Annotated in this window: 14 protein-coding genes; 7 read left to right on the forward strand and 7 right to left on the reverse strand. The window is 66.5% G+C overall.

The features are described 5' to 3' along the window. The 5 genes from dmeF to ACXJL8_RS14795 form a co-directional block, all read left to right on the forward strand. On the forward strand, positions 1-778 hold a 778-nt coding region (gene dmeF / locus ACXJL8_RS14775), incomplete at its 5' end, for a CDF family Co(II)/Ni(II) efflux transporter DmeF (RefSeq protein WP_456685163.1). Between the two features lie 80 nt (positions 779-858). Further along, positions 859-1,689, forward strand: a complete 831-nt coding sequence (locus ACXJL8_RS14780; RefSeq protein ID WP_456622219.1) for an N-acyl homoserine lactonase family protein — start codon at positions 859-861, stop codon at positions 1,687-1,689. 94 nt (positions 1,690-1,783) lie between these two features. After that, a complete protein-coding gene (locus ACXJL8_RS14785) occupies positions 1,784-2,662 on the forward strand; it encodes a DMT family transporter (protein ID WP_456622208.1) in 879 nt (292 codons plus the stop codon). Between the two features lie 285 nt (positions 2,663-2,947). Next, entirely contained in the window at positions 2,948-3,661 is a 714-nt protein-coding gene (locus tag ACXJL8_RS14790) for a hypothetical protein (protein WP_456622207.1), read from the forward strand. Positions 3,662-3,745: 84 nt separating this feature from the next. Then, on the forward strand, positions 3,746-5,809 hold the full coding sequence (locus ACXJL8_RS14795; RefSeq protein ID WP_456622206.1) for a methyl-accepting chemotaxis protein: 2,064 nt from the start codon (positions 3,746-3,748) through the stop codon (positions 5,807-5,809). 32 nt (positions 5,810-5,841) lie between these two features. On the opposite strand, the gene ACXJL8_RS14800 is transcribed toward ACXJL8_RS14795, so the two are convergent. Together ACXJL8_RS14800 and ACXJL8_RS14805 are read right to left on the reverse strand one after the other, a co-directional pair. Then, the gene (locus tag ACXJL8_RS14800; RefSeq protein WP_456622205.1) at positions 5,842-6,030 is read right to left on the reverse strand and encodes a hypothetical protein; all 189 of its coding nucleotides are present in this window, start codon (positions 6,028-6,030) and stop codon (positions 5,842-5,844) included. 31 nt (positions 6,031-6,061) lie between these two features. Beyond that, a complete protein-coding gene (locus ACXJL8_RS14805; RefSeq protein ID WP_456622204.1) occupies positions 6,062-7,219 on the reverse strand; it encodes an MFS transporter in 1,158 nt (385 codons plus the stop codon). A gap of 162 nt (positions 7,220-7,381) precedes the next feature. On the opposite strand from ACXJL8_RS14805, the gene ACXJL8_RS14810 reads away from it, so the two are divergent. Next, entirely contained in the window at positions 7,382-8,641 is a 1,260-nt protein-coding gene (locus ACXJL8_RS14810; RefSeq protein ID WP_456622203.1) for an adenylate/guanylate cyclase domain-containing protein, read from the forward strand. A gap of 45 nt (positions 8,642-8,686) precedes the next feature. Here the strand turns inward: ACXJL8_RS14810 and ACXJL8_RS14815 are convergent, their stop codons facing one another. Next, a complete protein-coding gene (locus ACXJL8_RS14815; protein ID WP_456685164.1) occupies positions 8,687-9,931 on the reverse strand; it encodes an MFS transporter in 1,245 nt (414 codons plus the stop codon). A gap of 167 nt (positions 9,932-10,098) precedes the next feature. Here ACXJL8_RS14815 and ACXJL8_RS14820 point away from each other — a divergent pair, with 167 nt between their 5' ends. Next, positions 10,099-11,451, forward strand: a complete 1,353-nt coding sequence (locus ACXJL8_RS14820) for an Nramp family divalent metal transporter (RefSeq protein WP_456622201.1) — start codon at positions 10,099-10,101, stop codon at positions 11,449-11,451. A gap of 21 nt (positions 11,452-11,472) precedes the next feature. Here the strand turns inward: ACXJL8_RS14820 and ACXJL8_RS14825 are convergent, their stop codons facing one another. The 4 genes from ACXJL8_RS14825 to hemB all read right to left on the reverse strand — a co-directional run. Continuing rightward, a complete protein-coding gene (locus tag ACXJL8_RS14825; protein ID WP_456685165.1) occupies positions 11,473-11,916 on the reverse strand; it encodes a hypothetical protein in 444 nt (147 codons plus the stop codon). A gap of 78 nt (positions 11,917-11,994) precedes the next feature. Continuing rightward, positions 11,995-12,771, reverse strand: a complete 777-nt coding sequence (locus tag ACXJL8_RS14830) for an arginyltransferase (protein WP_456622199.1) — start codon at positions 12,769-12,771, stop codon at positions 11,995-11,997. 119 nt (positions 12,772-12,890) lie between these two features. After that, positions 12,891-13,448, reverse strand: coding sequence for an RDD family protein (locus tag ACXJL8_RS14835; protein ID WP_456622198.1), 558 nt, complete (start codon positions 13,446-13,448; stop codon positions 12,891-12,893). A gap of 291 nt (positions 13,449-13,739) precedes the next feature. Continuing rightward, positions 13,740-14,580 (reverse strand): porphobilinogen synthase (gene hemB, locus ACXJL8_RS14840; protein WP_456685166.1); only part of this gene is annotated, 841 nt, incomplete at its 5' end.

Raw genomic sequence — 14,580 nt, forward strand, 5'->3', positions numbered from 1 at the left:
GGGCACGCATGCGGCAGCGCTTGGCATCGCCGCGTTTGCCTACCGCTTCGCCCGCCAGCACCTCGGCAATGCGCATTTCACCTTCGGCACCGGCAAGTTCGGCGACCTCGCCGCCTTTTCCAGCGCGATCATTTTGGGATTGATCGCGGTCGAGATTGCCTATGAGAGCGTGCTGCGGCTGTTCACGCCGGTGCCGATCGTCTACGGCGAGGCGATCGCGGTGGCCGCCCTCGGGCTGTGCGTCAACCTCGCCAGCGCGTGGCTGTTGCGCGGCAGTCACGATCATCACCACCACGGCCATGGGCATGATCATGGGCATGATCACGACGAYGATCACGACCATCACCRCCATCATCACGACAACAATCTCCGCGCCGCCTATGTCCATGTCATGGCGGATGCCGCGACCTCGGTGCTGGCGATCGCAGCGCTTGCCGTCGCGATGTATTCGGGATGGGTCTGGGCCGACCCGGCCGTCGGGCTGATCGGCAGTGCCGTGATCGCGAGCTGGGCGTTCGGCCTGATCAAGAGTTCAGGCGCGGTGCTGCTCGACGTGCGCGCCGATGAGAAGCTGGAGCGGGTCATTCGCGCCCGCATGGAGGTGGGCGACGACCGCGTCACCGATCTGCACCTCTGGCAGGTGGGGCCCGGGCATTGCGCCGTGCTGGTCTCGGTGGTGTCGGACCAGCCGAAGCAACCGGCGGTCTACAAGAAGCGCCTCGCGGGCCTGAAGGGGCTCAGCCACGTCACGGTCGAGGTCGAGACCTGTCCGCATTGAGATCGTCCGCGGGAATTCCGCGGACCGGCCGGGGTTGATCCCCGGTCTTCGTCGCGCACGGCTGTCACAAAGGAATAAGAATCATGCCCCGGATCAAGCTCGCTCTCGCCGTCGTCGCACTCGCTCTGTCCGGCCATGCGGCCGTGGCGCAGTCGGAGAAAGGCGGCGTCGAGAAGCTCTATGTCCTCAATTGCGGCGAGGGCACCGCCGGCGATATCTCGCGCTGGACGCCCGGCCTGAACGAGGGCAAGACGATGGACTTCGTCGACAGCTGCTATCTCATCAAGCACAGCAAGGGCTGGTTCCTGTGGGACACCGGCATCGCCGATTCCGTTGCGGCCATGCCCAATGGCCTCGCGCCCGCCGATCCCAAGGCTGTCACCTGGCGGCGCCCGAAGACGCTTGCCGCCCAGCTTGAGCAGCTCGGCGTCAAGCCGGTCGACGTCAAGGCGATGGCCGTCTCGCACACGCATCCCGACCACACCGGCAATGTCGAGCTGTTTCCACAGGCCACGCTCTACGTGCAGAAGGCCGAATATGACTGGCCTGGCGCCAACAATGAGCCGCGCTTCAAACCCTCGCATCCCGTCGAGCTGCTCGCGGGCGACAAGGACGTGTTCGGCGACGGCAGCGTGACCATTCTGTCCACGCCCGGCCATACGCCGGGACACCAATCGCTGCTGGTGAAACTGCCGAAGACCGGCGCGGTGGTCCTGTCCGGCGACGCCGTTCACTTTAGGGATAATTGGGACAACCGCCGCGTGCCCAGCATGAACGCCAACAAGGAGCAGAGCGCGGTCTCGATGCAGAAGATCGCCGACACCCTGGCCAAGGAGAAGGCGCAGCTCTGGATCAACCACGACAAGGCCCAGCGCGACAGCCAGAAGATGTCGCCGGAGTTTTACGACTAGCCCGGCATTGTTCTGCTGCCACGTCCCTGCTGCCACCATGCTGGCAGCAGGGACGTGCTAACCGCCCCGGCAAGCTCCGCGACAGGAGACGATTGTGGGGGAATGGCTCGGGGTTGCGATCGCGCTGGCGTCCAGCAGCCTTGGCGGTACGGCGGCGGCGATCACGCGCTATCTCGTCGGCGGCGCCGATCCGGTCCTGCTTGCGATCCTGCGCTGGGGGATCGGCTTTCTCTGCCTGCTGCCGTGTGCGCTTCTGCTGGGCGTGCGCTGGCCGCAGCGGCCGGATTGGCCGGCCGTGGTGTTGCTCGGCATCTGCTTCTTCGGTTTGTTCTTCATCCTCTACAACATCGCGGTGTCCTACACGACCGCTGCGCGGGCCAGTCTCGCGCTGGCGACGCTGCCGCTCCACACCATGGTGGTCGGTGCGATCCTCGGCGTAGAACGGCTGACCGCGCGCAAGATCGCGGGCGTCGGCATCGCCGTGCTCGGCGTGGCGGCGGCGCTCGCCGCGGGCCTGGCGCAGAGCCCGCCGGGGGCCTGGCGTGGCGAGCTGATCATGACCGGGGCCGTGTTCTGCATGGCGTTCTACAACGTGCTGTCCCGCCCGCTGATGCAGCGCTCGAGCGCGCTCGGCTTTCTCACGGTCGGCATGGGCGCGGGTGCCGCCGTGCTGGTGCTCGCGGATCTGGCCAAGGGCAGCTTTGCCGCGCTCGATCACTTCACGACGGCGCAGTGGGGCGCCGGCATCTATCTCGGCATTGGCGGCGGTGCGCTCGCCTTCATCCTCTGGGTCATGGCGCTGGCGCGCGCGACGCCGACCCGGGTCGCCAATACGATGACGGTCAATCCGATCGCCGCCGCCTTGCTGGCGGCGCTGCTCGTGGGTGAGCCGATCACGCCAAATCTTCTCATCGGGCTCATCGCGGTGTTCGCCGGAATCTGGATTGCGACCGGCGAAACGAAGACGGCGTGACCAGCTCCGCACAGCGCGACAGTTTGAAATTGTCGCCGGCAATTTACCGATAGTTCACGTCACACGCCGCCGTTCGCCGTGCCGTCCAATGCAGGTGGAAGCGGAGTGCGGGCGTTGCCGTGCCTATAGTTTCAGCAAGGCAGTCATCAGCGATCCGACAGGCATGCCGTTCGCAGAGGCGGGTCATGCATTTCTGAAATCCCGATCAGGCCTTCACTTAAGCGGACTTTAAAGAGTCGGCCGCTATGCATGCAAACGTGCATAACTCAACAGGACGGCAAGGATATGCGTAATGCGATGGGACGGCGTCAGTTCTTGTGCGGTTGCTGCGCGGTGCTTGGAGCTGCGGCACTGCCGGGACGCGTGAGCGCCGCGGGCGATCCCGAGATCGTCCCGATCGAGTTTGCGAGCTTTCACGACCAGACGTTCAGCAACGAATATCTGCAGTTCATGAATGTCACGATCCCGCCCGGACAGATCGCCGCCTATCACCGGCACACCAGGGACTTTGCCCAGGTGTACATGGCCGTCTCGGATGCCGAGGGCACGCCGCTGGGAGGCAAGCCTGTCATCACGCCGCGCAAGGTCGGAGAAGTGCTGTTCACCAACTACACGAAGCAGCCGGTGGTGCACCAGGTTGCCAATGTCGGCTCCAGCGATTTCCGCATCATGGGGTTCGAGTTGTTCGACTCGCAGCCTGGCCGCTTTTCACCGCTCGCTCGCCCCGAGCCCTACGTCTCGGTCATGGACAACCACCGAGTCCAGGCCTGGCGGTTGATCCTGCGGCCGGGTGAGGTTGCGGCACCGATGCAGCAGGCGGCGCCCGGCGTACGTATCGTCGTGCAGGGTGGCGTGCTGGTCGAGGGCGTGCAGGGGAAGCCGGACCACAAGCTCAACCTGAAGTATGGCGATTTCGCGTGGCAGAATGCGGGTCCCGTACGGACGATGCGCAACGCAGGCCAATCCACCGTCGAGCTTGTCGAATTCGAATTGAAGTGAGGCGCGGCATTCGGGCGAGGGGAGCGTTCCTGCTGAGCGGGCAGCCCTCACTTCCTGGGTTCTGATGCGAATGAGGAGTGGGGCGTGTCTATCAAGCGGTCGGGAATTGCCATTGCAGCGCTGATGTCGGGCGTCGTCGTCCTGACGTCAGGCCTTCAACTGAGCGAGCGCTGGCGCGCTTACCAGAACGCCATCGCGGCGCACGCCCTGGAGACCCGTCTGGCTGCAGGCTTCGATGCCGTCGGCAGCCTGACCATCGAGCGTGGTCCCGTCAATCGGGCGCTGCTCGGGAAATCCGCCGCGGACGATGCGGTGCTCAAGGAGTTTGCCGCCAATCGCCGAACGAGCGATGAGGCACTGGAGAAACTGGAGACGCTTGCCCGCGGCGATGCTGACTTGACGCAACGGGTCAAGGCGGCCGCAGCAAAGATCGCCGCCGCGCGTGAAGAGGCCGCGTCGCAGTGGCAGAAGCCGCTGACTGAGCGTCCCGGCGGCATCGCTGCCAAGGCGATGCGAGACTATGCCGAGGCGATGGCGAGCCTGAATGAACTCCTGGAGTCCGGCATCAAGGCGACGATGCGGCTGAGCACCACGGCGGGAAACCTGCTCGACGTCGCGCAGAAGGGCTGGGTGATCCGCCAGACCGCCGGCCAGGTCTCGCTGTTGATCTCGGGGCTCGTGACATCCGGCCGTCCGGCCACGTTGGCGGAGCGGGACGAATTGAGCGCCGCCAACGGCCAGATGACGCGGCTTTGGGCTGAAATCCTCGATCGCGGCGATGACGTTCACGCCCCCAAGAACACGCGGGCCAGCGTCGCCGCGGCCAGGGATCGCTATTTCGGTTCGGACAAGCCGCTACGCGACGGGCTGACCAAGGCCGCATTCAACGGCACCCCTTACGAGGTATCGGTGGATGAGTGGCGCAAGTCCGCCACGAGCGCGAACGCCTCGCTGCTGGGAATCCGCGATGCCGCCTTGCGCGACGCGCAGGCCGTGGCCGAGCAGGACGAAGCCGACGGGCTCGGCGGCATCTTGTTCGCCGGCGCGGCCATTCTGGTCGTTCTGGGATTGTCCGCAGCTTCGTCGCTGCTGCTCGTGCGCCACCTGCTCACGCCGATCTCGAAGCTGTCGGAGGTGATGACCCGGCTTGCCCGCAACGAGGAGGCCGAGGTGCCGTTTGCCGCCCGCAAGGATGAGATCGGCGGCATGGCTCTCGCAGTGCAGGTCTTCAAGGAGGCCATGGCCACCACCAATCGACTGGCTGGCGAACAGGCCGCCGAGCGGGTCGTCAAGGAGAAACGCGCTGCGCGTCTCGAAGGCCTGGTTCGCGACTTCGAGACCAAGGCGGGAGCAATGGTGGCGCTGCTGGCGTCGGGGGCGACCGAGCTCGAGGCGACAGCGCAATCCATGTCCTCGACCGCGACGCAGACCAAGGGGCGGGCGACCACGGTCGCGGCGGCTGCCGAGGAAGCGAGCGTGGGCGCGAGCACGGTTGCCTCCGCGGCCGAGGAATTGACGGCGTCGATCAGCGAGATCAGCCGCCAGGTCGCACAATCATCGACGATCACCGGCCGTGCGGTGGCCGATGCGCAGCGGACCGACAAGATTGTGCAGACGCTGGCGGAGGGGGCCGAGAAGATCGGCGCGGTGGTCACCTTGATCCAGGCCATCGCCGCTCAAACAAACCTGCTGGCCCTGAATGCGACGATCGAGGCGGCGCGGGCCGGCGATGCAGGGCGAGGCTTTGCCGTGGTCGCCTCCGAGGTGAAGATGCTGGCGACCCAGACCGGGACGGCGACCGCGGAGATCGGGGCCCAGATCGCGCAAATTCAGGCAGCCACCAAGGAGGCTGTCGACGCGATCCGCGGAATTACCGGGACGATCGAAGAGGTCAGCTCGATCTCGAATGCGATCGCGACGGCGGTCCAGGCGCAAGGCGTGGCGACGGCGGAAATCGCCCGCAACGTTCAGCAGACGTCGCAGTCGGTCAAGGACGTGACCGCGACCATCAGTGGCGTGAGCAAGGCGGCAACGGAAACGGGGGTCGCGGCGACCGAGGTGCTGAGCGCGGCAGACGGCCTGTCGCGACAGGCCGAGCAGCTGACAAGCGAGGTGGGCAGCTTTGTCGAGGAGGTCCGGGCCGCCTGAGGCGCGATGGCTTCAGGTTGAAGCGTCATGCGTTAGCGCGGTGTCGTGACCGGCGGCGGGCTCGTGTCCTGCGTCTTCTTCGGCTTCAGCGTGCCGGCATAGAACGAGAGCAGCCAGACCAGGATGATGGCGAGGAGATAGACGCCCCAGGCTTGCGGCGGGGTGGTCGCCCAGCGCAAGAGGCCTTTGAATGTGCGGGGCGGGCCGGTGTCGTCGCTCATGGCCCGCTTGTGCGCGAAAGCGGCTGCGCGGTCAATCCGGCCGCCGTTCCGCGCGGACGAGAAACAGCGCCGCCAGCGCCGAGAGGCTAAGCGCGGACGAGACGATCAGCACCTTGGCTCCCATCACGTCGATCAGCAGGCCGAAGGCCAGCGGCGCCACGGCTTGCGCCATCCGCGCCGGCGCGCCGATGATGCCGAGGCGATAGCCGAAATCCTTCGGGCCGAAGATCGACAGCGGCAGGGTGCCGCGGGCGATGGTCAGGATGCCGTTGCCCGAGCCGTGGAACAGCGCAAACGCGCTCGCCGCGGCGCCGCCGAAGATCGCCACGACCACTGCGCCGATCGGGTGGGTGAGGCAGGCGAGCCGCGTCGACCACAGCGGATGAAAGCGGCTGAGGAAGCCCGCCTCGAGCACCCGCGCGGCCACCTGCGCGGGGCCGATCAGCGCACCGGCCGCGATCGCCTCCACCGGCGTCGCGCCCGTGGTCTCCAGGATGCGCGGGAAATGCGCGGCCATCGCGCCGGTGACGGTCCAGACCGCGGCGAAGATGAAGGCGAGCAGGATCATGGTGCGGTCGAGCGGCACGTGCGGCTTCGCCGCCGTCGCCGCGGCCTGCCTGGCGCCCTTGATCGTCGGCAGCATGAAGAAGTTCAGCGGCAGGCCGATCAGGATATTGGCGGCGGCCCAGGCAAAGCAGGTGTCGCGCCAGCCGATATGGGCAAGGCCCCAGGCAGTGAGCGGCCAGCCGACGGTCGAGGCAAAGCCCGCCATCAGCGTGATGCCGGTGATCGAACGGCGCGCCTCGGTGCCGTAGATCCGGCCGAGCGCGGCGAAGGCGGCATCGTAGAGCCCCATCGCCATGCCGATGCCGAGCACCAGCCAGGCGATCGCCATCAGCGCCACCGATTGCGAGACGCCGAGCAGCACGAGGCCGGCGGCGATGGTCAGGTTCGAGGCCGACAGCACCTGCCGGCCGCCGACCAGATCGATCTGCCGCCCGATGCGCGGGCCGAGCATCGCCGAGATCACCAGCGAGGCCGAGAACGCGCCAAAGATCCAGTTCGAGGAGACGCCGAGGTCGCGCGCCATGGGATCGGCGAGCAGGGCCGGCAAATAGTAGCTGGAAGCCCAGGCCAGGGTCTGCGTGGTGCCGAGCGCCAGGATGATCGGAAGCTGGCGTTGGCTCATGTCCTCGTATTTCTGGTCTGCGGCGGGGTCATTGGTTGCATTTGCGGCCCGCGTGCACAGCGCGTCAACAGCGTCCGCGGCATATTCGATCTGCCGCGGGCGGGAGCCTCGGCGGTGCATGGTCCGCCTTTCGCTCGTCACGAATGCACGCCATAATGGCGCATGCAATTGACCTCGCGCCTCGCGCTGATGAACTGGCTGACCGGCCAGGGGCTCACGGGCCTGCCTGAAAACGAACTGCTCCGAGGGTTCTGCGAGCGCTGCCGCGCCGAAGGACTGGAACTCTCGCGCGGGCTGGTCGTCATCGACACGCTGCACCCGATCTATGAGGGCCGTGGCTTCCGCTGGAGCGACCGGCAGAGCAACGAGAGCGACGTGTTCGAATACGGCTCGACCGCCGAAGGCGATGCGGCCAAGAGCTGGCGCCGCTCGGTGTTCTTCCACATGCTCGAGCATGGCGACGACGAGATGGTGATCGATCTTGCCGACGCGCCGTCGCTCGATTTCTCGCAGATCGGCGAACTCGCCGAAAAGGGCCACCGGCACTATCTCGCCTTCGTGCACCGCTTCGGCGAGAACGGCGCGCTCGGCCTGATGGACTGCCTCTATTCCTGCTGGACCACGCGCCGCCCCGAAGGTTTCGGCGAGGACGGGCTCGCCGCGCTGCGCGATCTCGTGCCGGTGCTGGGGCTCGCGATCAAGTCAGCGCAGCAGATGGACATCGCGCGCACGCTCGGCCGGGTCTATCTCGGCCGCGATGCCTCCGAGCAGGTGCTGCGCGGGCGCATCTCGCGCGGCGTCACCGAGCGCATCAACGCCGTGCTCTGGTATTCGGATTTGCGCGGCTCGACCGGAATCAGCGAGAGCATCGGACCCGACGAGATCATCCCGTTCCTCAACGACTATGCGCAGGCCGTGATCGACGCGATCCACGACGCCGGCGGCGACGTGCTGAAGCTGATCGGCGACGGCGTGCTCGCGATGTTCTGGGGCGAGGATATGGCGGATGCGCGGCGTGCCGCGCTGCGCGCCGAGCATCTGTTCCGCAAGAACGTCGCGGCGCTGAACGCGCGCCGGGCGGCCGTCGGCCGTCCGACCACGTCGGCCTATATCGGCCTGCATGTCGGCGAGGTCCTTTACGGTAATATCGGCAGCGAGGACCGGCTGGATTTCACGGTTGTCGGGCCGACCGTGAACGAGGTCAGCCGCATTGCCTCGATGAGCCGCTCGGTCGACCGCGAGCTGTTGGCGTCGGCGGAGTTCTACAAGGGCCTGGACGCCGCCGGCCGCCGCTATCTCGTCTCCACCGGCCGCTATGCGCTGCGCGGCATCGGCCGCGCGCAGGATCTCTACACGCTCGATCCGGAGGTCGACGCGAGTGAACCGGTGACGGGGAGCTATGAGCGGTATCTGGCGGGGTAGCTCTCGCCGTCGTCCCGGCCTTCGGGACGACGGCGGAGAATTTTGCTAACACCGCACCGCCGCGCCGTCCCCCACCATCTCCGGCTGCCGGTCCAGCGCCACCGCCGGTGACAGCAGGATCACCAGCGCCTGCACGCCGAACACGGCTGCGGCGAGATACAGGCACGCTTCCGCGCTCCAGAAGCCGCCGACGACCGCTCCCAGCGCCGAGCCGAGCGGGCGGGCGCCGTAGCTCATGATGTTGATGGCGGAGACGCGGCCGAGCAGGCGCGGCGGCGTCACCGATTGGCGCAAGGTGGTGGTCGAGATCACCCACAGGATTGGCCCGACGCCGAGCAGGAAGAAGCTGAGGCCCGCGAGCCAGGGCGAGGGGACCAGCACTGTCAGCGCCATCACCACCGCGGCCACGAAGCCGGTGACCGGCCCAAGCCCCACAACGGTGCCAAAGGCGATTGCGCGCATCACCCGCGTTGCGARCAGCGCGCCGATCACCATGCCGACGCCGTACATCGTCAGCACGGCGCCGACGCCGGTCGCCGACAGACCGAGATGGCGTACGGCGTAGGGCACGAACACCGCGATCTGGAGGAACCAGCCGGTGTTGAAAATGAACTGGGTGATGAACACCGGCCGCAGCAGCGGGTGGTGGAACACGAAGGCCGCGCCTTCGCGGATGTCCTGGAACGGATGCCGTTGCGGCGCCGGCGTGCGGGCGGGCTCGTAGATGCCGGAGAGCAGCACCACCGCAATCGCGGAGAGGGCCGCGGCAAAGCCGAAGGCGAGGCTCGCGCCCCACCAGCCGACCAGCGCGCCGCCGAGCGCAGGGCCGCTGGCGAAGGCGATGGTGCGCGCGAGCTCGATCCGGGCATTGGCGGCCGGCAGCAGGTCCGAACTCACCAGCGAGGGCACCAGGGCCGGTGCGGCCACGCTGTAGACGACGGTGCCGCACACAGCGGCGAAGCCGAGCAGCGCCAGCAGCGGCAGATTGAGCCCGCCGAGCGCGAGCAGCAGCACGATCGCCGCGAGCGCGACCGCTCGCAGGGCCTCTGCACCCGCCATCAGCGAACGGCGCGAGATGCGGTCGGCGAGCAGGCCGGCCGGAATCGCGAACAGCACGAAGGGCAGCGTGAGGGCGGTCTGCAACAGGCCGGTCTGGCCTTCCGCGACCCCGAGCGTCAGCACCGCGACGATGGGGGCTGCGGCGAGCGCGATCTGCTCGGCCGATTGCGCCGCGAGGTTGGACCAGGCGAGGCGATTGAACGTCGGCGGGAGGCGAGGGGACGTTGGCATGGCTCATTTCCTGCAAAGTCGATCTGGCGCCAGTATCCGCTCCCCGGGACGCCCAAACCCACCCGCTTCCCGACAAGGGCCGCGACCGGCCGGCGACGGGGAACCGGCGCGGCTAGATGCAGTTGCAAATGAGTTGCAATAAGACCCGACTTCGGTATTCTGGCCTCATGGATGCCCGATCACCCGACCTCACTCGTGATGCCGCCGGCTGGCGCGTCGATGCCCCCACCACCAAGAGCCTCGCCGAGGTCAATGGCACGGTTGCCATTCCCGCCGCGGGCCACTGGGGGCGGCGGCTGCTCGCCTTTGTCGGCCCCGGCTATCTCGTCTCGGTCGGCTACATGGATCCCGGCAATTGGGCGACCGACCTCGCCGGCGGATCGAAGTTCGGCTACACGCTGCTCTCCGTCATCCTGCTCTCGAACCTGATGGCGATCCTGCTCCAGTCGCTGGCAGCACGGCTCGGCATCGTCACCGATCGCGATCTCGCGCAGGCCTGCCGCGCGACCTATTCGCCTGCCGTGAATTTCATGCTGTGGCTGGCCTGCGAGGCGGCGATCATCGCCTGCGATCTCGCCGAGGTGATCGGCACGGCGATTGCGCTCAAACTTTTGTTCGGCATTCCCCTGATCGGCGGCGCACTGATTGCCGCGCTGGATGCCTTCCTGCTGCTGATCCTGATGAACCGCGGCTTCCGTTTCCTGGAAGCCTTCGTCATTGCGCTGCTCGCGGTGATCGCGATCTGCTTCGGGGTCCAGATCGTGGCCGCAGCGCCTCCCGTGGCTGAAGTCCTGCACGGCTTCGTGCCGAAGACCGAGATCTTCACCAATCCTGAAATGCTCTACATCGCGATCGGCATCATCGGCGCCACCGTGATGCCGCATAATCTCTATCTGCACTCGTCGATCGTGCAGACGCGGGCCTATGAGCGCAACGACTCCGGCCGGCGCGAAGCGATCAAATGGGCGACGACGGACTCGACCATCGCGCTGATGCTGGCGCTGTTCATTAATGCCGCGATCCTGGTGGTGGCAGCCGCGACCTTCCACAACAGCGGCCATTCCGACGTCGCCGAGATCGGCCAGGCCTTCGAGCTGCTGTCGCCGTTGCTCGGTCTCGGCATGGCCTCGACACTGTTCGCGGTGGCGCTGCTCGCCTCGGGTCTGAATTCGACGGTGACGGCGACGCTCGCCGGCCAGATCGTGATGGAGGGTTTCCTCGACCTGCGCCTGCCGAGCTGGGCGCGTCGCCTGCTCACGCGCGGCATCGCCATCGTTCCGGTGATCGTCGTCACTGCGATCTACGGCGAGCGCGGCACCGCCGATCTCTTGGTGTTCAGCCAGGTCGTGCTGTCGATGCAACTGCCCTTCGCCGTCATCCCGCTGGTGCGCTTCGTCTCCGACCGCCGCAAGATGGGCCAGTTCGTGATCCCCGCGTGGGTCGCGGCGATCGCGTGGATCGTCGCGGGCGTGATCGTGGTTTTGAACTTGAAGCTGCTGGCGGATACGCTGTTCGGGTGAGGGCGCTTGCGGGTATAGCCGCTAGCAGAGCCCGCTCATGTGCTTGAACTTCCAGAGCGACGGCAATCCCTGCGGGCTGGTTTTCGGCACGTAGCCGCGCAACGTCGTCTTCGGCCCTTTCTGCTTGAACTCCTCGATCCCGCATGATGTCGGGCCTTCGTACACGCTCACTGTCACGACATAAAAATCGGGAAGAACGCCCTCGATCCGGGCGTCGGATTCGACGTCGGCGTTCGGGCGCCGCCATGTGTGAAGGATCTTGCGGCCAGGTTCGGGCTTGTCGAACAAGGGCAGGTCCGGCGCGAAGAGATCGGCGACCTCGCCAACCTTGACGACTGGCTGGCCGTAGTCTTTGRGGAACGTGAGAAGATTCGGGGCGGGAGGCGTCACCGCGATGCAGCGGCCAAAATACTCTTTGTGGCCGGCTTCACAGGCATGAGCATCGATGCTCGACGGGATGATCACCGAGAGTGCGACCATGACAGAACCTGCCGATGGCAAGCGAAGACCTCCGCTCGACGCACGACGTCGAACCACTGCCTCTTAATCCTGCGGCTCGGACGCAGCGTCGCCCTGTGCGTCGATGCGCAGCCAGCCTGATGGCGCGAGGCGCTGCTGCGGCAGGAAGCGGGCCTTGTAGTCCATCTTCTTGGAGCCATCGATCCAGTAGCCGAGATAGACGTAAGGTAGGCCCTGGCGGCGGGCGCGGACGATGTGGTCGAGGATCATGAAGGTGCCCATCGAGCGGCTGACCTGGCTCGGCTCGAAGAACGAGTAGACCATCGACAGGCCGTCGCTGAGCACGTCGGTCAGCGCCACTGCGATCAGCTCCTCGCCGCGGCCGGTGATGCCGCTGTCGGGACCGCGCTTGCGGTACTCGATGATGCGGGTCTCGACATGGCTGTCCTCGACCATCATGGCGTAGTCGAGCACAGTCATGTCGGCCATGCCGCCGTGGCGGTGGCGGGCGTCGAGATAGGCGCGAAACACCGAATATTGCTCGGAGGTCGGGACCGCGCTGCGCTGCTCGCCGATGATGTCGGCGTTGCGCGCGATCACCTTGCGGAAGTTGCGGGAGGGGCGGAACTCGTTGGCGATGACCCGGACCGAAACGCAGGCGCGGCACTGGTCGCAGGCCGGCCGGTAGGCGATCGACTGGCTGCGGCGGAACCCGCCATGGGTCAGCAGGTCGTTGAGGTCGCCGGCGCGCTCTCCCACCAGGTGCGTGAACACCTTGCGCTCATGCCGGCCCGGCAGATACGGGCAGGGCGAGGGCGCCGTGAGGTAAAATTGTGGGGTATCGCGCGAGTGCTGGGTCAAGGGACGTCGTGGGCCTCCAAAGTGAGTATCAGCATCGCGCTACGAAAGCTCCCGGTCAATCGCTCTGCTCGGCGGGGCAGATCGGTCAGTTTAGATGGTCCTGGTTGATAGGTCCTTGATCACCAGGTTCTGGCCGCTTCCGGCACGGGTGCGCGAACGGAATTGTTGACGATGACCGTTCCCAGCACGAAATCATGCAGCAGGCGCCGCCGGCCGTTGAACAGGCCGACCAGCACCACAAAGGGCGACAGGAACGACACCGTCACCCAGAACAGCACGGCATGGGTGGCGCCGAGCACGAAATAGCCGGGTGCGCCGTACCAGGTGCGCAACTCCAGGTCCATTACCCGCATCCCGATCGTCGCGGACGAGGGACCACCGATGCAGGCGCCGTAATAGACGATGGCCCAGACCACGGAAGCGGGCCAGGCGAGCCAGAACAGCGCCCAGCCGATGCCGAGCGTCACCACGCCGAACACGGCGATGAAGAGGTAGCCGAGGATGACCGGCACCGAGATCACGATCATGTCGATCAGGAAGGCGAACACCCGCCGCGTCGCCACGCCGCGGAACAGTTCCGGATGCAAATAAGGATCATAGGCATTCGGCGGAACCCCGCCATCATTGCGCCAGGCGCCCGCCTGGGGACCTGAATTGCCCGAGTCCGAATACGACATGGTCCGTCCTCCCCGAGGGAAACTCCCGTAGCAGGACATGGGAACAGGCCGTCCGCGTGCCAAGGGTGCGCCGACGTCAACAAGCCGAAATATTCCGGCGATTCGGGGGCGGGGGAGGCTCGTGGAAGGTGCGGCACTTCCACCGTCGTCCTGGCGAAAGCCAGGACCCATTACCCCAGGGAGAAGTTTGTCGAAGACTAGAAGTTTGATCCCTTCGCCGGTACGAATACCGCCCGCCATCGATGGATCACACGGTATGGGTCCCGGCCTTCGCCGGGACGACGTTGGGGTTTACCCCTGCGCTCGCAGCTTCTCCGCCGCCTTCGGCGCGAAGTAGCTCAGCACGCCGTCGGCGCCGGCGCGCTTGAAGGCCAACAGGCTCTCCATCATCGCGCGGTCGCCGTCGAGCCAGCCATTGCCTGCGGCGGCCGCGATCATCGCGTATTCGCCGGAGACCTGGTAGGCGAAGGTCGGCATCGCAAAGGTGTCCTTCACCCGCCGCACCACGTCGAGATAGGGCATGCCGGGCTTCACCATCACCATGTCGGCGCCCTCGGAAATGTCGAGCTCGACCTCGCGCAGCGCTTCGTCGGTGTTGGCGCTGTCCATCTGGTAGGTGCGCTTGTCGCCGGTGAGCGTCTTGGCCGAGCCGATGGCGTCGCGGAACGGGCCGTAGAAGGCGGAGGCGTATTTGGCCGCATAGGCCATGATCTGCACGTCGAGCAGGCCGGCGCGATCCAGCCCCTCGCGGATCGCGGCGACGCGGCCGTCCATCATGTCCGAAGGCGCGATGATGTCGCATCCGGCCTCGGCCTGCACCAGGGCCTGGCGCACCAGCACGGCAACCGTCTCGTCGTTCAGGATCCGGCCGTCGGCGATCAGGCCGTCATGGCCGTGGCTGGTGAAGGGATCGAGCGCGACGTCGCAGAGAATGCCGAGATCGGGAAACTCCTTCTTGATCGCGCGCACGGCCTGGCAGACCAGATTGTCCGGGTTGGTCGCTTCCGATCCTTCCTCGTCGCGCAGGGACGGATCGGTGTAGGGAAACAGCGCGATGCAGGGGATCGTGAGCTTCATCGCGCGCTCGGCCTCGCGCACGGCCTGGTCGACGCTGAGGCGGTCGACGCCCGGC

This window comes from Bradyrhizobium sp. P5_C11_2 (assembly GCF_054049755.1).

Coding starts and splice junctions, on each gene's coding strand:
- ACXJL8_RS14790 (WP_456622207.1), top strand. CDS start 2,948: ATGCGTAATGCGATGGGACGGCGTCAGTTCTTGTGCGGTTGCTGCGCG.
- ACXJL8_RS14800 (WP_456622205.1), bottom strand. CDS start 6,030: ATGAGCGACGACACCGGCCCGCCCCGCACATTCAAAGGCCTCTTGCGC.
- ACXJL8_RS14805 (WP_456622204.1), bottom strand. CDS start 7,219: ATGAGCCAACGCCAGCTTCCGATCATCCTGGCGCTCGGCACCACGCAG.
- ACXJL8_RS14810 (WP_456622203.1), top strand. CDS start 7,382: ATGCAATTGACCTCGCGCCTCGCGCTGATGAACTGGCTGACCGGCCAG.
- ACXJL8_RS14820 (WP_456622201.1), top strand. CDS start 10,099: ATGGATGCCCGATCACCCGACCTCACTCGTGATGCCGCCGGCTGGCGC.
- ACXJL8_RS14835 (WP_456622198.1), bottom strand. CDS start 13,448: ATGTCGTATTCGGACTCGGGCAATTCAGGTCCCCAGGCGGGCGCCTGG.